The organism is Anaeromyxobacter terrae (genome assembly GCF_022690685.1).
Taxonomy (GTDB): Bacteria; Myxococcota; Myxococcia; order Myxococcales; family Anaeromyxobacteraceae; genus Anaeromyxobacter; species Anaeromyxobacter terrae.
Genome location: NZ_JALCYY010000022.1, coordinates 13272 through 32779, shown reverse-complemented (window position 1 = coordinate 32779; position 19508 = coordinate 13272). Strand labels below are relative to the sequence as shown.

General features: G+C 71.9%; 18 protein-coding genes and 1 pseudogene. 12 read left to right on the top strand and 7 right to left on the bottom strand.

Annotation, left to right across the window (positions count from 1 at the left end; translation table 11 throughout):
- Positions 1-35: 35 nt before the first annotated feature.
- A pseudogene (locus MNY62_RS25740) lies at positions 36-110 on the top strand (SEC-C metal-binding domain-containing protein); the annotation flags it as partial.
- 220 nt (positions 111-330) lie between these two features.
- Positions 331-849, top strand: coding sequence for a hypothetical protein (locus MNY62_RS11795; RefSeq protein WP_242344370.1), 519 nt, complete (start codon positions 331-333; stop codon positions 847-849).
- A 316-nt stretch (positions 850-1165) separates the two neighbouring features.
- On the opposite strand, the gene pdxR is transcribed toward MNY62_RS11795, so the two are convergent.
- Complete coding sequence (gene pdxR / locus MNY62_RS11790; protein ID WP_242344369.1) at positions 1166-2683, bottom strand: MocR-like pyridoxine biosynthesis transcription factor PdxR; 1518 nt, start codon at positions 2681-2683, stop codon at positions 1166-1168.
- Between the two features lie 88 nt (positions 2684-2771).
- Between pdxR and MNY62_RS11785 the strand changes: the two genes are divergently transcribed.
- Entirely contained in the window at positions 2772-3080 is a 309-nt protein-coding gene (locus MNY62_RS11785) for a hypothetical protein (protein WP_242344367.1), read from the top strand.
- 118 nt (positions 3081-3198) lie between these two features.
- Here the strand turns inward: MNY62_RS11785 and MNY62_RS11780 are convergent, their stop codons facing one another.
- Positions 3199-3960 carry an endo alpha-1,4 polygalactosaminidase gene (locus MNY62_RS11780; RefSeq protein ID WP_242344366.1) on the bottom strand — a complete coding sequence of 254 codons (762 nt, stop codon included), beginning with the start codon at positions 3958-3960 and terminating at the stop codon, positions 3199-3201.
- A gap of 572 nt (positions 3961-4532) precedes the next feature.
- Between MNY62_RS11780 and MNY62_RS11775 the strand changes: the two genes are divergently transcribed.
- Together MNY62_RS11775 and MNY62_RS11770 are read left to right on the top strand one after the other, a co-directional pair.
- A complete protein-coding gene (locus MNY62_RS11775; RefSeq protein ID WP_242344365.1) occupies positions 4533-4754 on the top strand; it encodes a hypothetical protein in 222 nt (73 codons plus the stop codon).
- A 55-nt stretch (positions 4755-4809) separates the two neighbouring features.
- Entirely contained in the window at positions 4810-4956 is a 147-nt protein-coding gene (locus MNY62_RS11770; RefSeq protein ID WP_242344363.1) for a hypothetical protein, read from the top strand.
- 46 nt (positions 4957-5002) lie between these two features.
- Here MNY62_RS11770 and prpR read toward each other — a convergent pair whose 3' ends face one another.
- Positions 5003-6940: a propionate catabolism operon regulatory protein PrpR gene (prpR, locus tag MNY62_RS11765; protein WP_242344362.1), complete on the bottom strand. Its 1938-nt coding sequence runs from the start codon at positions 6938-6940 to the stop codon at positions 5003-5005.
- Between the two features lie 244 nt (positions 6941-7184).
- Between prpR and sucC the strand changes: the two genes are divergently transcribed.
- On the top strand, positions 7185-8363 hold the full coding sequence (gene sucC, locus MNY62_RS11760) for an ADP-forming succinate--CoA ligase subunit beta (protein ID WP_242344361.1): 1179 nt from the start codon (positions 7185-7187) through the stop codon (positions 8361-8363).
- 34 nt (positions 8364-8397) lie between these two features.
- Positions 8398-9387 carry a succinate--CoA ligase subunit alpha gene (sucD, locus tag MNY62_RS11755; protein ID WP_242344360.1) on the top strand — a complete coding sequence of 330 codons (990 nt, stop codon included), beginning with the start codon at positions 8398-8400 and terminating at the stop codon, positions 9385-9387.
- Between the two features lie 105 nt (positions 9388-9492).
- On the opposite strand, the gene MNY62_RS11750 is transcribed toward sucD, so the two are convergent.
- The gene (locus tag MNY62_RS11750) at positions 9493-9852 is read right to left on the bottom strand and encodes a cupin domain-containing protein (protein WP_242344358.1); all 360 of its coding nucleotides are present in this window, start codon (positions 9850-9852) and stop codon (positions 9493-9495) included.
- Positions 9853-10164: 312 nt separating this feature from the next.
- Between MNY62_RS11750 and MNY62_RS11745 the strand changes: the two genes are divergently transcribed.
- The 4 genes from MNY62_RS11745 to MNY62_RS11730 all read left to right on the top strand — a co-directional run bounded on the left by MNY62_RS11745 (position 10165) and on the right by MNY62_RS11730 (position 14492).
- Positions 10165-11073, top strand: coding sequence for a DUF1207 domain-containing protein (locus MNY62_RS11745; RefSeq protein ID WP_242344356.1), 909 nt, complete (start codon positions 10165-10167; stop codon positions 11071-11073).
- A gap of 244 nt (positions 11074-11317) precedes the next feature.
- Positions 11318-11707: a cupredoxin domain-containing protein gene (locus MNY62_RS11740; RefSeq protein ID WP_242344354.1), complete on the top strand. Its 390-nt coding sequence runs from the start codon at positions 11318-11320 to the stop codon at positions 11705-11707.
- Positions 11708-11709: 2 nt separating this feature from the next.
- The gene (locus MNY62_RS11735; RefSeq protein WP_242344352.1) at positions 11710-14118 is read left to right on the top strand and encodes a heavy metal translocating P-type ATPase; all 2409 of its coding nucleotides are present in this window, start codon (positions 11710-11712) and stop codon (positions 14116-14118) included.
- Positions 14119-14126: 8 nt separating this feature from the next.
- Positions 14127-14492 (top strand): metal-sensitive transcriptional regulator, encoded by a 366-nt coding sequence (locus MNY62_RS11730; protein WP_242344350.1) that lies wholly within the window; start codon positions 14127-14129, stop codon positions 14490-14492.
- 8 nt (positions 14493-14500) lie between these two features.
- On the opposite strand, the gene MNY62_RS11725 is transcribed toward MNY62_RS11730, so the two are convergent.
- On the bottom strand, positions 14501-16015 hold the full coding sequence (locus tag MNY62_RS11725) for an InlB B-repeat-containing protein (protein ID WP_242344348.1): 1515 nt from the start codon (positions 16013-16015) through the stop codon (positions 14501-14503).
- 197 nt (positions 16016-16212) lie between these two features.
- On the opposite strand from MNY62_RS11725, the gene MNY62_RS11720 reads away from it, so the two are divergent.
- Entirely contained in the window at positions 16213-16659 is a 447-nt protein-coding gene (locus MNY62_RS11720) for a hypothetical protein (RefSeq protein WP_242344345.1), read from the top strand.
- Between the two features lie 137 nt (positions 16660-16796).
- On the opposite strand, the gene MNY62_RS11715 is transcribed toward MNY62_RS11720, so the two are convergent.
- Together MNY62_RS11715 and MNY62_RS11710 are read right to left on the bottom strand one after the other, a co-directional pair.
- A complete protein-coding gene (locus MNY62_RS11715) occupies positions 16797-17003 on the bottom strand; it encodes a hypothetical protein (protein WP_242344344.1) in 207 nt (68 codons plus the stop codon).
- A 378-nt stretch (positions 17004-17381) separates the two neighbouring features.
- Positions 17382-18128, bottom strand: coding sequence for a DsbA family protein (locus tag MNY62_RS11710; protein ID WP_242344343.1), 747 nt, complete (start codon positions 18126-18128; stop codon positions 17382-17384).
- Positions 18129-19508 lie beyond the last annotated feature (1380 nt).

The following is a 19508-nucleotide window of genomic DNA, read 5'->3' as shown; positions in this document are numbered from 1 at the left end:
CGCGCACCGAGCGTTTCGTCGAGGGGATCGTCTTCATGGCGCGGAAGCGGAGCCGAAACGAGAAATGCCCGTGCGGGAGCGGGAAGAAGATCAAGAACTGCCACGGCAACCCCGCACGTTCATGGCAGCCGGTGGACGTGGGCGGTGGGTTCGTGCTGTCAGCGCCACCAAGGATCACGGCGCGAGCGGTCACCACCGAGGAGCACAGCCTTCCTCACTGGCTGCTCGCGCTCGCGCGCAACGCGGCGGAGGAGGCGGCAAAGCCCATGGCTGGCAACTACCATGCGCTGATTGGCTCTCCTACTAGTCACAACTGCGGGAGAGGCCCTCGTGAACCGACTGCTCGAACCGATGGTTCCGGAGGACGAGTGGATCGGTACGAAGGACAAGAAGGGCTTGGAGGGGAAGTCCTCACCCGTAAAATGGGCAGAACTCTCCAAGCGACTTGGAGTGGAGCCACCTTTCCGACTTGGGGAGGGACCGCTCCAACGGTACGCGCGCGCTGTCGAAGCGCGGAACGCACTCGTCCATTTCCGGCATTCGAAGAACCTCACGGTGACCGAGTCTGATCCGGTCGAGTGGGTACTCGGGGAACAGCCAGCGACGGGGCTCGACGAGTTGGCGATACTGCCTCAGCGCGCAGTCGCTACTCCACGACTCGGCGACAGCCTCGACCCAGCGGTCGCGGCCAAGCACTTCGACTCACTTCGTGAGATGGTCACCGCTGTCATGCCCCGCCTCCCCGACGGACTCGCGCACCTCCGCGAGCAGTTCAGTCAGGCGTTGACGGCAACGCTGGTGTGGAGCGCGAAACCAGTTCGCTCGGACGATCCTCCGCCGTCTCCGTGATCGTGATCCCGCTTCGGAGCCCAGCCGTGTCGTCGTCCGGAGCGGGTGGCACGACGACAACTGTTACTCCTCACGTCACCCGCCTGCGCTTGCACGGGCGAGCCGCACCAGGGGGGCAAGGTTCGTACGGGCAGCGCCCGATTCGCGTCAGGGAGATGTCTTTGGCGAGCTTCGGCGGGGAGAGCCGGACGGCTTGAGCGCGAGCTGATGGGCGCGGTCGTCGCCGCCGGATAGGGCGGCGTCGCTGACCTAGCCTTCCGATGAACGCTCTGGCTCATGCCGCCCCGTGCGGCAGGAGGCCCGACGCCGTGCGGGTTCACGTTCGCCGAGGGCGTGCGGTCGGGCGTGATGCGGGCCGACCGCTGCGCGCTCCGGCGAGCGCCGCAGGCAGCGCGGCGGCCATCCGCCGGACGCCCTCGCGCAGCTCCTGCTCGGCGAGCCGCGCGAACCCGACGCGCAGCGCCGCCCGCGGAGCGCCGTCGAACGCGAACTCGCTCCCGGGCTCGAACACGACGCCCCGCTCGCACGCCGCGGCGGCCCAGCGATCCACGTCCACGTCCGGCGCCGTCAGGCACCAGAGCGCCATGCCGCCCGCCGGAACCTCGAACCGGAGCGCGTCGCCGAACGTCTCCCGGAGCTCCGCGGCGAGCGCGTCCCGCCGCGCGGCGTACGCCCGGCGCATTCGCCAGACGTGCTGCTGGACCTCGCCGTCCTCCAGGAGCTCCGCGAGCGCGAGCTCCATCACGCGGTCCCCCTGCCCATCCACGTAGCGGCGGTGTTCGGCGAGGCGGCTCACCACCTCGGCCGGCGCGTGCACGTAGCCGACGCGGAGCGCAGGCGCGAGCACCTTCGAGAACGTCCCGACGTAGATCACGACGCCCGCAGGGTCGTTGCTCGCGAGCGGCAGCACCGGGCGGCCGTCGTAATGGAAGTCGCCGTCGTAGTCGTCCTCCACGATCGCGATCCGCTCCGCCGCGGCGAGGCGGAGCAGCGCGAGGCGCCGCCCGGCGGGGAGGGTCGCCGTGGTGGGGTACTGGTGGTGCGGCGTGAGGTGGAGCGCGCGGATCTTCTCGCGACGCGTGAGCGCCTCGAGCGCGTCGACGCGGAGCCCGCTCTCGTCGACGGGGACCGGGACGAGGCGCGCGCCCGCGGCCCGGAACGCCTCCCACGCCGAGCGATACCCGAGCGCCTCGACCGCGACGACGTCGCCGGGCCGCACGAGCGCCCGCGCGGCGAGCGTGAGCGCGAGCTGGCTGCCGCGCGTGACGAGGAGGCGCGCCGGATCGGGATCGAGGCCGCGGGTCGAGCCGAGCATGGCGCCGATCGCCGCGCGGAGGCGCTCCTCGCCGGCGGGCTCGCCGTAGTCCAGGATCGCCGGCCTCCGGAGCGCGCGGCGGTAGGCGCGCGCGAGGGCGGCGATTGGGACGAGGCGCAGGTCGGGGACGCCCCCGCCGAGCACGAGCGCCCCCGGCGACCGCGGGAGCCTCGCGCGCGGGGCGGGGCCCGGCTCGATGGGATAGCCGGGGGCGCGGACGGCGTGGGCGCCGCGCGCCGCCGCGCGCGAGCGGAGCGCCGCGGGGATCTCGCGCGACACGAACGTGCCGCGGCTCGGCGACGTATCCACCCAGCCCTCCGCGGCGAGCTCCGCGTACGCCGCGACGACGGTGTTCCGGTGGACGCGCACGATCCGCGAGAGATCGCGCGAGCCCGGGAGCCGCTCGCCGGGGCGGAGCCGGCCCGCCGCGATGTGGCTCGAGATCGCCTGCGCGAGCTGCGCCACGACGGGGGCGGCGTCGTCGCGGTCGACGGGCAGGGCGAGATCCCAGGTGCGCACCGGTACATCGATAAAGTCGGAACCGGCACTTTTTCAAGTGCCGGTGCGCCGGCATCTTCCCGTCGAGGTCCAGACCGGAGGACGAAACATGGCTCGACAGGAATGGCACCCGCACGAGACGACGGCCCCGCGGTTCGACGCGGCCCGTCGCTGGCGGGCGTGGCACGAGTGGCCGGGGCTCCTCGGGATCGCGACGGGCCTCGCGCTGTGGATCTTCGTCGCCCTCGGCGTGGTCGCGCCGCTCGCGGATGCGGTGGCGCGCTTCGAGGCCGGGTCGCGGACCGTCCCGCCAGGCACGGCGTCGCCCGCGGAGGAGGCCGGCGCCGGGATCGCGCCGGGCCTCTGCGTCTGCCCCGACTGGCAGCCCGGCGAGGCGCTGCCTGCGCGGCGCGGGTAGCGGCAGGGTGGAAGACGGGCCGTCAGGAGGTCCCGACGGCCCGTCTCTCACCTCAGGGCGCCCGACGATCGAAGGTGAGCACCGGGTGCTGGATGGCGTGCCTGGCCGGCTCTATCGGTCACCAGCCCGGATTCACGTTGTAGCCCCGGCCGCGGACGTTCCACTGCTCGCTCGTGATGTACGGGACGAACCCCTGTGCGGCGATCGCGTCGTACAGCTCGCGCGCTCTGTCGCTGAAGGGGTCGGCGTACTCCGCGACGAAGACCGGGACGCCGCGCTCCTGGAGCGCCTTCAGCTGCTGGAACTGCGGCCCCCAGTAGAAAGGGTCCTCCCAAGGCTTGAGGTACGCGGCGGGGAAGCTCGAGGCGGAGAAGAGCCCCTCGGTCTCCATGCCGTGAACGAACTTCGGATACGCGAGGGCGAACTCGAACCCCTGGTTGAAGATGAACTTCATGTCGGGGTGCTGGTCGATGATCCGCTGCATCACCGACGCGATCGCGTCGTTCACGTCCGCGCGCGTCTTGCCGGGAGGCACGTCCGGCGTCGCCGCGTCCCACTTGATGCCCCTCGAGCCGGTCCGATACGCCTCGTCCGCGCGGCGGACGAGCCAGTCCTGCCACGAGGAATCCGTCACGTCGACGAGCTGCAATCCCCAGTCGCTGTTCGTCCGCAGGAACGCGCCGCTATAGCCGGACGCGGCTGCCAGCTCGCCGGGCAGCTCGGCCAGGTTGATGTACGCGAAGGGGCGCACGCCCGCGTTCGCGAGGATCTCGTTCGTCCGCGTGTCTCCGGGGTAACCGGTCTCGAACCAGTCGAAGCCGGCGGCCGCGACCGCCTCCGCCGGTAACGGTTCGGCGCCCCAGCCTCCGAATGACGGCATCTGCGAGCCGTCGCCGCGAAACGAGGCCTCGACTGCAGCTTCGGCGCGGCGGTCACCGGCCGCGCCGGGGTCGGGGCTGGATGCGCCCGGGTGGGCGCCGCCTCCGCACGCCGTGGCGAGCGAGACGAGGGAGATCGCGGAGGTGAACGCCTGCTGTCTGGTCAGAGCTGACTCCTTCCGTTTCGGGGTTCCGCGTCAGAACGGGAGGAGTTCCGACGACATTTCCCGACGGTCAGGTGGTCAACGGTGAGCAAAGGAAGGCGCAGGGGCGCACGCGCCCAGGTGCGCCTACCTGTGCCTACTGGTAGGCGAATACGCACACGGAGGCCGATCGCCGTCTTCGGCTGGCAGGATTGAGAAATCGCGCAGGGCCGTGCCGCGGCGCGCGAGCGAGCACGCGCACGGGGACGCGCTCTCACCGCGGGCGCCGTCACGCCCGTGGAGATTTTGGGTACCAACGATTTCCTGCGGCAGCCGGGGCGCTCCGGCGCCTCGATGAAGCGCAAGGGGCAGGGGAGCCGCGCGATTCGTCCGGGCGTCCCGGCGCCGCACCCGGTCAGGCGGGGATCGGCGTGAAGGGCGAAGCCGACGTTGCGGGTCGCCGGGTCGCTCGTCTTCACGTTGATGCCGTCGTCGCTCGAGAGACTGGCCAGGAGCGGAAAGCCGACCTCGAACAGGCCTCCTCCACGCTCGACCGGCGCGTCTCGATGGCCAGCGGCCCCGGCGCGCCGCTCGACCTGCGCCACGACGCCGCGTTGGTGGCGGTCCTTCGAGGAGGTAGCCTCACCTCATGAGCGACGACGCGGACGCCGGCGTCAGCGTGCTTCGTCCGGGCGACGGGAGCGCGGCATGAGCGTGGACCGCAAGGCCCGCGGCCCGATGTGGGTCCTGTTCGTCATCGTGGTCGCGCTGGGGATCTACTACGCCTCGCACGCGGGCACGCCGCCCGAGGGCGAGGAGACGGAGCGGTTCGCCCACCACGTCTCCACGCCGTGAGCGTCGCGGCCCCATCGCTCCCTCGCCCCTCGGCGAGGACGGCTCGTCAGGTCCGCTCCGGCGCCCGGAGCTTGCGGTAGAGCGTGGAGCGTCCCACCCCCAGGCGCTTCGCGGCCTCGTTCATGTTGCCGCCGCACTCGCCGATCACGCGCCGGATCACCGCCGTCTCCTGAGCCTCGCGCGCGCTCCGAAGGTCGCCGCCCTGCGGCTCCTCCCCGCCCTGGAACAGCTCGGGGAGCACGGCGCGGAGCTCGTCCGGCCCGACCCGGTCCGGCGCCGCGGCGCGGTGGGAGTAGAGCACGGCGATGCGCTCGAGCACGTTCTCCAGCTCGCGGACGTTCCCCGGCCAGGCGTAGCGCTCCAGCCAGGGCAGGAGCAGTCCGAGCGCGCGCGGGAGCACGTCCGGCACGCCGTGCCGGGAGAGCGCGTCGCGCAGGAGCGCCTCGGCGATCGGCGCCACGTCGTCGCTCCTCGCTCGGAGCGGCGGCACGGGGATGGGGAGGATGTTGAGCCGGTAGTACAGGTCGTCGCGGAACGCGCCCCGGGCGATCTCGCGCTTGAGGTCCCGGTTCGTGGCCGCGATGACGCGGACGTCGATGGGCGTCGGGTCGTTGCTGCCGAGCCTCAGCACCTGGCGCTCCTGCAGGACGCGCAAGAGCCGGGTCTGCAGGGTGATGGGGACGTCCCCGACCTCGTCGAGGAAGATCGTCCCGGTGTGGGCGGCCTCGAACAGCCCGGCCCTCCCTCCGCGCCGCGAGCCGGTGAAGGCGCCCTCCTCGTAGCCGAACAGCTCCGACTCGAGCAGCGCCTCGGGGAACGCGGCGCAGTTGATCGCGACGAACGGGCGGTCGCGGCGCCGCCCCGCGTTGTGGATCCCCTGCGCCACCATCTCCTTCCCTGTGCCGCTCTCGCCGGTGATGAGCACCGTCCCCTCCGTGCCGGCGTACTGCTCGGCGAGCGCCCTCACCGTCCGGATGGGGGCGGAGGTCCCGACGATCCCGGCGAGCTCGTAGCGGGCGATGAAGCGCCGGGGGCGGAGCTCGGAGCGGAGATCGCGGTCCACGCGCAGGAGCGTCCGCGAGTCCTGGCAGGTGAGCACCGCGCCGGAGAGGACGCCGCGCTCGCGCACCGGGATGCGGCTCACGACGAGGCTGCGCGCGCCGAGCTTCTGGAAGGTGCGGAGCTCGGGTGAGCCCGTCTCGAGGACCCGGGACAGGGAGAGCTCGGGCGCGACGCTCGAGAGACGCTTGCCCAGGAGCTCCGCGCCGCTCACGCCGAGGAGCCGCTCGAACCCGGGGTTCACGAGCGCGATCCGCTCGCTCGCGTCGACCGAGACGACGGCCTCGTCGATGTGGTCGATGACGGCCGCGAGCTGCTCGCGCCGCCGCCGCTCCGCCCGCGCGACCTGCGCCATCTCCATCGCCCGCTCGATCGTCCCGCAGACGCACTCGAGCGAGTAGAGGAGGACCGACTTGAGGCCGGCGCGCTCGGCCTCGTCGCACGCGGGGCCGGGGCCGACCACCACCTCGAACCCGTGCGCCGCGAGCTCGGCGACGGCCGCCCTGGCCTCCTCGGGCGTGACGTACGAGCGCTGCTCGATCTGCACCCCGCGGAGGAGGTCCTTCCAGCGCTCGAGGCCGGGGAGCACGCGGCGGTGGTTCACGATGCCGACGCGGCGGCCCAGCGTGCGCGCGTGCGCGAGCGCCTGGAGCGCGTCGGTGGTCGACACCTCCACGAGCGCCACCGGGACGGGGGCGTGGTCCCGGAGGTACGCGCCGTTCGAGCCGGCGGCGACGAACGCGTCGACCCGCTCGTCCGCCTCGGTGAGGCTGCGCGCCGTCTCGAGCGCGCCCTCGAAGCTCAGGTCGAAGACGCGCACCTCGGCGCGCTCGGCGTAGATCGGGGCGGCGCTCTCGAGCACCTGGCGCAGGCGGCTCGCGCTGAACGCCCAGATGACCGGCTTCTCCTCGCTGCGGAAGGGCACGTCGAGCCTCCGGTGTCCCCGGGGCGCGCCCGCTCTCGCCGAGAGGCGCAGAGCCGGATCCGGGACACGGTTGTCCCAGAAACGGTACGCGACGCAGGCCCGGCGCACCAGCGGCAACCCGGCCGGAGGAGGCGACCGAAGGATTTCCGGTGGGTTGGAGCCGTGGGACGCAGGGTGCGCGCCGCTGGCGCAGCCATTGCTCTTCCCGTCCATGAGCGGCGGACATCGAGGAGGAGCCCGACCGATGAGGATTCACGAGTACCAGGCGAAGGAGCTCTTGCGAGGCTTCGGGGTGACGGTGCTGCGGGGAAAGCTCGCGACGTCGCCCGCGGAAGCCGAGGAGGCCGCGAGCGAGCTCGCGACGCCGATCTGCGCGATCAAGGCGCAGATCCACGCGGGCGGGCGCGGGAAGGCCGGCGGGGTGAAGCTCGCGCGCTCACCCGACGAGGCCCGCGATCACGCGGAGGCCATGCTCGGGAGGGTGCTCGTCACCGCCCAGACCGGGCCCGCGGGCCAGCAGGTCCGGAAGCTCTACGTCGAGGAGGGCTGCCGGATCGAGCGCGAGCTCTACGTCGGCATGACGGTCGATCGCGAGAACGGGCGGGTCACCGTCATGGCGTCCACCGAGGGGGGCGTCGAGATCGAGGAGGTCGCCCGGCTTCACCCCGCGAAGATCCTCAGGGCGGTGATCGATCCGCTCACCGGGCTCCAGGCGAATCAGGCGCGCGCCCTCGCCTTCGGGCTCGGGCTCCACGGCGAGCTCGTGGGCCGGTTCGTGAAGCTCGCCGCCGCCCTGTACCGCGCGTACGCCGCGACGGACGCGTCGCTCGTGGAGGTGAACCCCCTCGTCGTCACCGCCGACGGCGAGCTCGTCGCGCTCGACGCCAAGCTCGAGCTCGACGACAACGCGCTCCACCGTCACCCGGACCTCGCGGCGCTCCGCGACCCCGACGAGGAGCAGGCGCGCGAGCTCGAGGCGAAGGAGCACGATCTGTCGTACGTCGCGCTCGACGGCGACATCGCCTGCATGGTGAACGGCGCCGGGCTGGCCATGGGCACGATGGACATGATCCAGCTCGCCGGCGGCCGCCCGGCGAACTTCCTCGACGTGGGCGGTGGCGCGACCGAGGCGAAGGTGGCGGCGGCGTTCAAGATCCTCCTCGCGGATCCCGGCGTCCGGGCGGTGCTCGTCAACATCTTCGGCGGGATCATGAAGTGCGACGTCATCGCGAAGGGCATCGTCGCGGCGGCGCAGCAGGTGGGCCTCTCGATCCCGCTGGTCGTGCGGCTCGAGGGCACGAACGTCGAGCTCGGGAAGAGCCTCCTCGCGCAGAGCGACCTCGAGATCATCCCGGCCGACGATCTCGCCGACGCCGCCCGCAAGGCGGTCGCCGCGGCGCGGGAGCCGGCGCGGGCGGCGTGACGCGGCAGCCAGCACTCATCGATCGGGAGGAGTCGTGAGCATCTTCGTCGACAGGAACACGAAGGTCCTGGTGCAGGGGATCACGGGCGCCGCGGGCAGCTTCCACGCCGAGCAGATGCTCGGGTACGGAACGCGCGTCGTCGGCGGCGTCACGCCCGGGCGCGGCGGCACGCGGTTCGAGCAGCGCGTCCCGATCTTCGACACGGTCGCGGACGCGGTGCGCGAGACCGGCGCCAACGCGAGCGTCGTCTTCGTCCCGCCTCCGTTCGCGGCCGACGCCATCATGGAAGCGGCCGGCGCAGGCGTCCCGCTCATCGCCGCGATCACCGAGGGGATCCCGGTCCTCGACATGGTGACGGTGAAGCGTTTCCTGCAGGACCGGCCCGGGGTCCGGCTCCTCGGCCCGAACTGCCCGGGCGTGATCACGCCGGGCCAGTGCAAGATCGGGATCATGCCGGGCCACATCCACCGGCCCGGTCCCATCGGGATCGTCTCGCGCTCCGGCACGCTCACGTACGAGGCCGTGAAGCAGCTCACGGACCTCGGGCTCGGCCAGTCGACCGCCGTGGGGATCGGCGGCGACCCGGTCAACGGCACCGACTTCGTGGACTGCCTCTCGCGCTTCGAGGCCGACCCCGAGACCGAGGCCATCGTCCTCATCGGCGAGATCGGCGGCTCGGGCGAGGAGTGGGCCGCGCGGTACATCAGCAAGAACGTGACGAAGCCCGTCGTGGGCTTCATCGCCGGACGGAGCGCACCTCCCGGGCGGCGGATGGGCCACGCCGGGGCGGTGATCTCGGGCTCGAGCGGGACCGCGGAGGCCAAGATCGCCGCGCTCCGCGAGGCCGGCGTGGTGGTGTCCGAGAGCCCCGCCGGCATCGGCGAGGCGGTGCGCCACGTCCTCGCCCGCCGCAAGACCCGCAGCACGAAGCGCGTCGCCGCGCCCCAGACCTCGCGCCGAGCGCGGTCGTCGGTGGCAGGCCGGCGCGCGGCTCGCGCCGAGCAAAATCCCCCCAACCTCTAGCGCGGAGAACCGGGGATACCGGAGGGCGACACCCGGCCCGTGGGCCAGAGCCGGGTGTCGCCCCCGGACTTTCGTGGAGGCGCTGCCCGTGACGAGGGCGGCTCGTCAGATGCGCTCGGGCGCCTCGACGGTCCGCTCGTTCCGGACGTTCCCCGTGTTCAGGGTCCCGGCGGGCTCGAACAGGAGGACCTCCACCTCGCGCTCGGCGACCGGCCTGTGCTCGACGCCGCGCGGAACGACGATGAGCTCTCCCTCGTCCAGCTCGAGGGAGCGATCCCGGAACTCCATCCGCAGCGTGCCGCGGAGGACGAGGAACAGCTCGTCCTCGCGCTCGTGCTGGTGCCACACGAACGGCCCGGCGAGCTTCACCACCTTCACGTGCTGACCGTTGAGCTCCGCCACGATGCGCGGATGCCAGTGTTCGGTGACGAGCGCGAGCTTCTCCCCGAGGTTCACCTTGTCCATCGGCTCTATCTAGATCGCGCTCCCGGCTACAGCCATTCGTCGAAGAGCGACGCCGCGTTTCGCGCCACGTCCACGACGGGATCGCGGCGGGACCACTCGCGCGCGTGATCTCCTTCGAGCGGCCGAAGTCGGCGCGCAGGGTGAGGCGACGCGGGCGGGACGCGCGGGGCTGTGGGATGAGGACTCCGTGGCGCGCGGCCGCGGGTCCAGACGGAGCAGGAGCCCGCCCAGGGGGCACACAGGCTAGCGCTGCGCGGTACCGTGGAAGGACGCGCCGTCCATGGCCGACGGCGCTCACGACGGAGCCGCCGAATGACCACGACGTCACGGACCGGACGACTTGCAGTTGCAGCGCTCGCGGCAGCCGCCCTCGGGTCCTCCGCGGCTGCCGACGAAGGCCACATCCTCCGCTGTGGAACGGGCGTCCACGCGGGCGAGGCCGAGGGGCTCGTGCCGTTGCCGCAGGGCGACGTGTTCTGTCCACTCCTCGCGGACCCCAAGGCGATCCGCTCGTTCGTATCGTTCCTGTGGGGCAAGTTCCCGACGAGCGAGCAGACGCTCCATCTCGGCTCGATCGGCGTGGGCGACGGCTTCGCACTCTTCCGGCTCGGCGGTCCAAAGCCCGGCGATGGGCTCCAGCTCGGGCTCGAGGCGGCCGTGTTCGCGCAGTTCGACCTGGACTCCCCGAGCGACGACCTCCTGAACGCCGACTACCTCGTGGGCTTCCCGCTCACGTACCGGTATGCCGGGTTCTCTGCGCGCGCGCGCATCTACCACCAGAGCTCCCACCTCGGGGACGAGCTGCTCCTGCGCGCCGACAACGAGATCCAGCGGCAGAACCTGGCGTACGAGTCCGCCGAGCTGATCGTGTCGCAGGAGCTCGGGGTGCTCCGCTTCTACGCGGGGGGCGAGTACCTGTTCAACCGGAAGCCGAGCACGCTCGACCCGAGGCTGGTCCACGCCGGCGCCGAGGCGCGCGTGGGGCCGATGCGGGGGCTGAGGCTCGTCGCGGCCGTCGACGTCAAGTCGACGGAGCAGCAGGAGTGGAAGCCGGCGGTCAGCGTCCGCGCCGGGGTCGAGGCGGCCTGGTGGCGTCGCGAGGGTCATCCCCCGCGGCTCTGGAGCATCCTCGGCGAGTACTACGACGGGCCCTCGCCGTACGGGCAGTTCTTCCTCGAGTCCACCCGCTACGTGGGCGCCGGGTTCCACGTGCAGCTGTGACGATCCCGAGGGCTCGGGTTTCGCGCCGGTCGCTCGACCGGTTCGCTCCGGAGCCGCGGCCCCATGCGCGCCTGGCGGCTCCAGCGCACCGCTCGCTCGTCGCTCGGCACGCCGCCCACGCGTCCGGCCTTCCCCAGGGCGGCTCGGCTGTCCGCTCCCGCTTGACATAGGGGAGGGGGGTATTTAGATCCCTCTCGGTGGCGATAGGTCCCCGGGGTATCTGGGACGCCAGCGGAGGCACGGGATGGACGTGAGCGAGGTGGCGGTCGTGGCGGGAGGGGTGGCCGCGATCGGCTGGGTGAACTGGTACTTCTTCCTCGCCGAGCGGCGGAAGGCGGCGGTCGCGGCGAAGGTCGGCGCGACGGGCGTCCAGCAGGCGGTGATCCGCGTGGAGGGCGGCTACTCGCCGGCGCGGGTGCGGCTGCGGGCCGGGCAGCCGGCGCGCCTGGTCTTCGACCGGCGCGAGGACTCGAGCTGCTCCGAGGAGGTGGTCATCCCCGACCTCGGCATCCGCCGCTTCCTGCCGGCCCACCAGCGGACCGGCGTCGACCTGCCGGCGCAGCGCGCCGGGACCTACGAGTTCACCTGCGGCATGGGCATGCTCCGCGGCAGCCTCGTCGTGGAGGAGGAGTGACGATGGAGGCGAGGACGAAGACCGCTCGGCGCGCGGACGCGCCGGACACGGCGGACACCGCCACGCCGGCCCAGCTCGGTCCGGCGCGCCTCACGCTCCAGGTCTCGGGCATGACCTGCGCCGCGTGCCAGGCGCGCGTGCAGAAGGCGCTCTCGAGCGCGCCGGGCGTGATCGACGCGAACGTGAACCTCATGACCGCCGAGGCGTCGATCGCCTACGACCCGCGCGCGGCCTCCGCCGACGCGCTCCTCGAGCGCGTCCGCTCCACCGGCTACGGGGCGACGCTCCCGCTCGCCGGCGGCGACGCCCTCGCCGAGCAGGACGAGGCGCGCATCCGGGAGTTCCGCGAGCTCCGCGGGAAGGCGCTCGTCGCGCTCGCCGCGGGCGCGATCGCGATGGTCGCGTCGATGCCGCTCATGGCCGCCCACGCGCACCTCGGCCTCGGCGCCGCGGCGGATCCGTTCATGCGCTGGAGCATGCGCGTCCTCGATCCGCCGCTCGCGCGCGCCCTGCCCTGGCTGTACGCGATCCCGCAGCGCGCGATCTCGTACGGCCTCCTCGTCCTCACCACCGCGGTGATGGCCTGGGCCGGGCGGCACTTCTACACGCGCGCCTGGGCCGCGTTCCGCCACCACTCGGCGGACATGAACACGCTCGTCGCGGTCGGCACGGGCGCTGCGTACCTGCTCTCCGTCATCGCGACGCTCGCGCCCGGCTTCTTCGTCGCGCGCGGCGTGCCGCCCGACGTCTACTACGAGGCGGTCGTCCTCATCATCGCGCTCATCCTCGTCGGGAACACGCTCGAGGCGCGCGCGAAGCGCGAGACCTCCGCCGCGCTGCGCGGCCTCATGCAGCTTCAGCCGAGGACGGCGCGGGTCGTGCGCGGCGGCGCCGAGGTGGACGTGCCGGTCGAGCAGGTCGAGCACGGCGACACCGTCGTGGTTCGTCCGGGCGAGCGGATCCCCGTGGACGGGGAGGTCCTCTCCGGCGCGAGCGCGGTGGACGAGTCGATGCTCACCGGCGAGCCGCTGCCCGTCGAGAAGGGCGCCGGCGACCGCGTCATCGGCGCGACCGTGAACGGCACGGGCGCGTTCCGCTACCGCGCGACCGCGGTCGGCGCGGAGAGTGTCCTCGCCCGGATCGTGAAGCTCATGCGCGAGGCCCAGGGCTCGCGCGCCCCCATCCAGAAGCTCGCCGATCGCATCAGCGGGATCTTCGTCCCGGTGGTGCTCTCGATCGCGATCGCCACCTTCGTCGTCTGGTTCGTCGCCGCCGACGCCGCGCCCGCGGTGCGCGCCTTCGCGGCCGCGGTGGCGGTGCTCGTCATCGCCTGCCCCTGCGCGATGGGGCTCGCCGTCCCGACGGCGGTGATGGTCGCGACCGGCAAGGGCGCGGAGCTCGGCGTGCTCATCAAGGGCGGCGAGGCCCTCGAGCGGGCGCACGCGATCGACACGATCGTCCTCGACAAGACGGGGACCATCACGGAGGGGAAGCCGGCGGTGGTGGACGTGGTCCTGCCGGAGCCGGCGGTCGTCCAGGAGGATCGGCTGCTCGCGCTCGTGGGGGCGGTGGAGCGCTCGAGCGAGCACCCCCTCGCGGCGGCCATCGCCGCCCACGCGGCGGACGCCGGCGCCCCCGCGCTCGAGGTGACGCGCTTCGCGTCGGTGACGGGCCGCGGCGCGCGCGGCGAGGTGCTGGGCCGGAAGGTGTCGGTCGGGAACGAGGCGTTCCTCGCGGGCGAGGGCGTCGACACGGCCCCGTTCGCGGAGGCCGCGGCGGCGCTCGCGGCGGAGGGGCGGACGGCGGTGTACGCCGCGGTCGACGGCGCGCTCGCCGGGCTCCTGGCGGTCGCGGATCCCATCCGGCCCACCTCGCGGGAGGCGATCGCGCGGTTCCGCCGGATGGGGCTCGACGTCGTGATGCTCACCGGCGACACGCGCCGGAGCGCGGAGGCGGTGGCCCGCGCGGCGGGGGTCCCGCGCGTCGTCGCGGGCGTGCTGCCCGAGGGGAAGCTCGAGGAGGTGGAGCGGCTCCAGGCGGCGGGCAAGGTCGTCGCCATGGTCGGCGACGGCATCAACGACGCCCCGGCGCTCGCCAGGGCCGAGGTCGGCATCGCGATGGGGAGCGGCACCGACATCGCGGTCGAGGCGTCGGACGTGACGCTCATGCGCGCCGACCTGCGCGCCGTCGCGGACGCCGTCGCGCTCTCGCGCCGCACGATGCGGATCATGCGGCAGAACCTCTTCTGGGCGTTCGTCTACAACGTGGTCGGCATCCCCATCGCGGCGGGCGCGCTGTACCCGGCGCTCGGCCTCCAGCTCTCGCCCATCCTGGCGAGCGCCGCGATGGCGATGAGCAGCGTGAGCGTGGTCACGAACAGCCTGCGGCTGCGCCGGTTCCGGGGCGCGTGAGGGACGACATGGCGAAGGGCGCGAAGGAGGCGGTGGCTCTCGAGGCGCAGTGCCCGTGCGGCGCGGGCGACCACGTCGGGCCGGGCGGGAAGGCCGCCGCGGTCGATCCCGCCACGAAGGACGCAAACTTGAAGCGGCTGCGGCGCATCGAGGGGCAGGTGCGCGGGCTGCAGAAGATGGTCGAGGAGGGGCGCTACTGCGCCGACATCCTCACGCAGATCGCCTCGGTCCACGAGGCGCTCCGCGGCGTCGGGCGCGAGCTCATGCGGAACCACCTGAAGCACTGCGCGTCGAACGCGATCCGCGCCGGCGGCGAGAGCGCGGACGCGATGTACGACGAGCTCGTGGAGCTCATGTACCGCAGCGCGCGCTGAGCGGCCGCTCACCGCGGCGTGAGGATGGCGGTCGTCCAGGTGCCCTGGGTGTCCCGGAGCGACACGACGACCTGCCCGCGATCGTTCACGCCGACGGCGTTCAGGATCCGCGTGCCATCGGGGAGCTGCACGAGCGCGCCGAGCGGCTCGACCTTCCCGCTCCGGTACACGAACGCGTCGCCCGCGCCATCGCTCGTGAACAGCTGGCCGACGGCGATCGTGCCGGTGCGGTTGACGTGGTCGAGGCTCATCCCGACGGTGCCGCTCGGGTGATCGATGAGCGTGACCGCGCCCGTCGTGAGGTCCGAGACGAACGCCTGCTCCGTCCACTTGAACGTCCGCTTCGCCGCGCCGACCACGAGACCCGTGTCGCTCACGTCGAGCGCGCTCGAGGCCGGAGGCACCGGGAGGGCGCGCGGGCCGCTCGCCTCGAACACCACCGCCACGCCGTTGCGGGTCCCGACCACGCGGCCCTCCGCGTCGAGGCCGCTGGCGGTGCTCGGGACGGTGCCGTCCGGATCGAGGTCCCGGACGGCCGTGCCGTCGTCCAGCGCCGCGTGGAGCGGGCCGGGCCCGACCTCCACCCAGCCGGCCGCCCAGCCGCGCACGTTCAGCGCCTGCGCCGTCATCATCGGCCCGAGCGGCGTCCCCAGGATGCCGTCCTGGAACCGGTAGGTCTTCCCGTCCTCGAGCATGACGAGGAGCATGCCCGCGTCGTTCATCGCCACGCTGCGCGCGCTGGTGTGGTCGGGCAGGGGGAGCGTCACGCGATCCGCCGCCGCGTCGTAGAGGAAGACCTGCGACTCGCAGCAGGTGCTCGCCGAGAACGTGCCCGCCACGTCGCCGCTCGCATCGATCCCCGCGGCGTACAGGGTGCCTCCTGGGTAGGAGAGGATCTTCAGGGCGTACGTCCCCGGCGCACCCTTGGCGAAGCGTGCGCTGACCGTGGTCGCGGCGGTGAGGACGACCTCGCACGTGCCGGTCCCGCTGCAGCCGCCGCCGTCCCACCCCTCGAAGCGAGAGTCGGCGTCGGGCGTCGCGGTGAGCGTCACCCGCGTGCCGCTCGCGAAGGTGCCGGAGCATGCCGCGGCCTGGCAGGCCACGCCCGCGGGATCGCTCGTGACGGCACCCTGGCCGTCGCCCGTGCGCTCGATCGTGAGCGTCACCTCCGCCGGCGCCGGCGTCGCCTCGAAGATCCCCGTGACGTCCAGGTCCGCGTTCACGTCGAGCGTGCACGGAGCGATCCCGGAGCACGCGCCGCCGAAACCCTTGAACGTCGCGCCCTCGCCCGGCACCGGCGTGAGGACGACCTGTCCGCCCGCCTTCGCGGACAGGCTGCACGTCGCCTCGCACCTCCCGGTCGCGTCGCCCGTCACGTCCACCGCGCCCGGCCCCGTGAGCGCGATGCGCACCGCGTAGCTCACCGGCTGAGGTGTGCCGTCTCCGCCGTTCTTGCCGCCCCCGCCGCAGGCCGCCGCGGCGAGCGCCACGGCGACGAGCGCGAACCCGCGCGCGCTGCTCATGCTCCACCTCCCGCCGCATGCAGATCGTCCGCCCACGGCGGCGGTGGCTCAATCCGCCTGCGCAGGGGTACGGCCGGGCGCGCGGGCGTGCGTTCACTGCCTGCGCGTGGCGCCGTGCCTCACCGCCGGCTCCGTCCTGGCGGGGCCGGTCGTTCGGGCGCGCCCGGAGGGGCGGCGACTTCTGGTAAAGCTCGAGCGTGTGGACGATCACCTCGCCCGCCGGAGCGGCCCGCGCCCTCGCCCTCGCCGCGTACCTGGGGGCGGTGCTCGCGTTCCTGCTCCTGCAGGAGATCGGGCTGCGGCTGCGGGACGAGGAGCAGCGCGCGTGGTGGGCGGGCACCGGGCGCGATCTCCTGAACGCGGCGGGCCTCGTCGCCATCGCGGGCGCGCTGCGCCTCCTCGGACTGCGCTGGCCGGCGGCGCTCCTCGTGGGCGGGACGCTGACACTCGCGATGTTCGGCGCCTCCGTGCTCGTCGCGACGCAGCTCGAGACGGCGCACCGGCGGCTCTGGGCGTTCGTGCTGGGGCTCGCCTTCGCCCTGCCGGCGCTCGTGTTCCTCGACCGGGTCGTCGCGGCGTTCGCGCTCCTGGTCGGAGCGCTGTTCCCGGGCGAGCCGGCCTCCTCGCTCCCGCCGATGAGATGACTCCGCGGGACGGAGCGCCCACGAATGTCGGATGATGACGCGAAGACCACCGACGCGAACGGACTTCCGCGCCGATCTCCCGACCCGTGACGCGGGCACCGCCGGGAACGCGTGCGGCGACACCCGCCGTGAAGCGACTACCGGTGCGAGTGGTGCAGCGCGCGACGCACCTTCGCGACCACGCGCGCCTTCTTCGGCGCCGGCGCCGCCGCCTGCTCCATGTCCACCGGGTGATAGTCCGTCGGCTTGAGCTGCGTCGCGGTCACGCCGGCAGGGAGGTCCATCCCGATGTCGCCCGGCCGTTCGATCGTCGCCCACTTCGTCCTGATGATGCGCTTTTTCATGGCTTCATCGTGCGCGCCCCCGAGCCCGCGGGTGCCGCGAAAGGTGGGGTCCGCGTCGTGGGGTTGCCCCCCGGGGGCTGCGCGCGAGCGCCGATCGCGATCCCCTCGGAACTCGAAAGGAAAAGGGGCTGCCGGTCTCCCGGCAGCCCCTCGATCCTGCGAGCGTTCCCGCGGTTCGCGCCGCCGCGGAGGCGGCGCGACGCCGGCGGGGAGGCGAGCTACATCATGCCGCCCATCCCGCCGCCGGCCGGGGCCGCGCCCTCCTCCTTCGGCTTCTCGGCGATGAGCGCCATGGTGGTGAGCATGAGGGACGCGACCGAGGCCGCGTCGTCAACTCGCTCACGTTGATCTCGACGGCCTTGTCGATTGCCGTCGGCGTCACAGGTTCTCGGAGCAGATCCGATCGTAGAACCGTTCGTCCAGGGGTATACCCGACTCGGCGAGCTTCTCAGCCTTCATCAACTCTTGTTCCACGATCGTGCGCATCTGTTCATACGGTTGCGCGCCCGTTACACGCCTGCAGTTCACGAAGATGGTAGGCGTACCGGTCGCGCCCACCAGTGTTGCTAGTCGCGCGTCCTCCTCGACCCGGCTCCGGTCACGCTGCGTCCGGATCGAGTCGACGAACCGCGTCATGTCGAGGCCGAGGTCTTCAGCTGCGGAGGACAACTCCTCGTCGGATAGTGACGGGGAATCCGTGAAGAGCTTGTCATGCATCTCCCAGAACTTCCCTTGCTCTCGCGCGGATTCAGCGACGATCGCTGCTGGCATCGCCCTCGAGTGAAATGCGAGGGGTGAGTGCTTCCACACGATGCGCAGGTCCTTGCCAAAGTCTCGCTGCAAACGCATCAATGTGGGCCGTAGCTGTGCAGAAAACGGGCACTGGAAGTCCGCGAACTCGATGAGTGTGACCTTCGCAACGGCTGGTCCTCGCGTCGGGTCGTCGGATCGCGGCTCGATCCTGCTCGGGCCGGTCGCGGCAGGCATCTGCGACGGGCTGATCGATTGGCCGGCGGTTCCGGTCCGCAGGGCCGTCATGCGGCGAGTCGTCCCTCGCTGCCACAGCACTGCCCCCGACGCTCCAACCGCGGCGCCAACGGTTCCTGCAATGATCGCGACGATCACGAGCTCGCTTCTTCGCATTCGATGCACTCCCCCTCCCAACCTGTGGAACGTTTGTCGCGGTTGTACAAGTGCCGATTCCGTCGCGGAGGGCTATAGCCCGACGTGCCGCCCGCAATCCCTAACCCACACTTCCCGTAGGGTGTACAGCTCAGCCGAGCGCCCTTTCAGGCCTTTCGCGCGAACGAATGGACTCCACCACGATCCAGATGCCCGTCGTGAGTGTAGCAGTGGCCGCGGCGGCATAGCTCAGGACTTGGACGCCGCGAGACCCGTACGCCGCTATGAAAGCCACGAACCCGAATGGCGCGAACAGACTGAACCAAAGCCCGGCCCATGGAACCCACATTAGCGCTCCGACGACGACGTCGTAGATCCCGCAGAGCACGATGATGCGACCCCGAGGGGGCTGCCGCCGTCTTGCTAGTATTGCACAGCCAGCGTGCATCGCTGCGCAAACGAGTGCCGGGCCAACGGATATCGATAGGTCTGTTGCCGATCGGACGACGCCGAGGGCATTTCGGTATCCAGGGAGGACGTTGAGTGCTATCCCAAGTAGCGCCGCACCCGCGCTAACCCACAAGAGCATCGCTGACGTGCGCCGAAGTTTCATTTCCACAGCAGAATCTCCGCGTCCGGGAGTGGGGGGCCGCCGGGACTATAGGGATTCTCCGGGTCCTCCCCGCACGACTTCATGCACTCTGCGTGATCGGACAAGTTCTCGCCGCGTGGTATATTGTTGTCTTCACGGCATTGATTCTGGTGGGGCATTCGGTCCCTGTGCCGTTCCTGCAGGCACTGGCGAACGCATGCTGCCCAGTCCTGGACTGCATGTGCTTCTTGGCTTTCGATCGGCAGATCGGCTTCATCCCCCCAGTCGTTTGTCTCGTGCGGGAACGCACTACAAGCAGCGGGAGCGACATTGCACTCCGTAGAAGCCGCCATTCGCGGCGCACGCCTGGCCGTAGTAACCAGCAGTCGTTTGTACCATAGAGACCCGCCGGGTCGCGTTCTCGCCCCTCCGCCATATGCTCACCGTTGAAGTCGACCGCAACGCACGGGTAGACCTCCGCAGGACCTCGCGGGAGCGCGCCATCCTCAATGCCCCGCTCGCTCACGCGCACTTTGCCGGCACAGCCGCGGACACGACTTACTCCCGGAGGCGGCGCGGCACGCCTACTGTGCCCCCGTTCTTCGATATGCTCGGACGCCCCGCAGGACCGCTCGCGAGATGAATAGGAAGATCGCGGGAACGACGGCAAGAGCGATCCACGCCCTCATCGCGATGACCCACCATTCACTTGGCCGATGCGCTCCGGAACGCGCGCCGAACAGAAGCGCATTCCCGAGAGCGGCGAACACGGCGATCACCATGCCGCTCCA

Bases quoted from the DNA above. Each gene is read 5' to 3' on its own strand.
- MNY62_RS11785 (WP_242344367.1), top strand. From the start codon at position 2,772: ATGGCTCGACAGGAATGGCACCCGCACGAGACGACGGCCCCGCGGTTC.
- MNY62_RS11780 (WP_242344366.1), bottom strand. From the start codon at position 3,960: ATGCCGTCATTCGGAGGCTGGGGCGCCGAACCGTTACCGGCGGAGGCG.
- MNY62_RS11770 (WP_242344363.1), top strand. From the start codon at position 4,810: ATGAGCGTGGACCGCAAGGCCCGCGGCCCGATGTGGGTCCTGTTCGTC.
- sucC (WP_242344361.1), top strand. From the start codon at position 7,185: ATGAGGATTCACGAGTACCAGGCGAAGGAGCTCTTGCGAGGCTTCGGG.
- MNY62_RS11750 (WP_242344358.1), bottom strand. From the start codon at position 9,852: ATGGACAAGGTGAACCTCGGGGAGAAGCTCGCGCTCGTCACCGAACAC.
- MNY62_RS11745 (WP_242344356.1), top strand. From the start codon at position 10,165: ATGACCACGACGTCACGGACCGGACGACTTGCAGTTGCAGCGCTCGCG.
- MNY62_RS11740 (WP_242344354.1), top strand. From the start codon at position 11,318: ATGGACGTGAGCGAGGTGGCGGTCGTGGCGGGAGGGGTGGCCGCGATC.
- MNY62_RS11735 (WP_242344352.1), top strand. From the start codon at position 11,710: ATGGAGGCGAGGACGAAGACCGCTCGGCGCGCGGACGCGCCGGACACG.
- MNY62_RS11730 (WP_242344350.1), top strand. From the start codon at position 14,127: ATGGCGAAGGGCGCGAAGGAGGCGGTGGCTCTCGAGGCGCAGTGCCCG.
- MNY62_RS11725 (WP_242344348.1), bottom strand. From the start codon at position 16,015: ATGAGCAGCGCGCGCGGGTTCGCGCTCGTCGCCGTGGCGCTCGCCGCG.
- MNY62_RS11715 (WP_242344344.1), bottom strand. From the start codon at position 17,003: ATGAAAAAGCGCATCATCAGGACGAAGTGGGCGACGATCGAACGGCCG.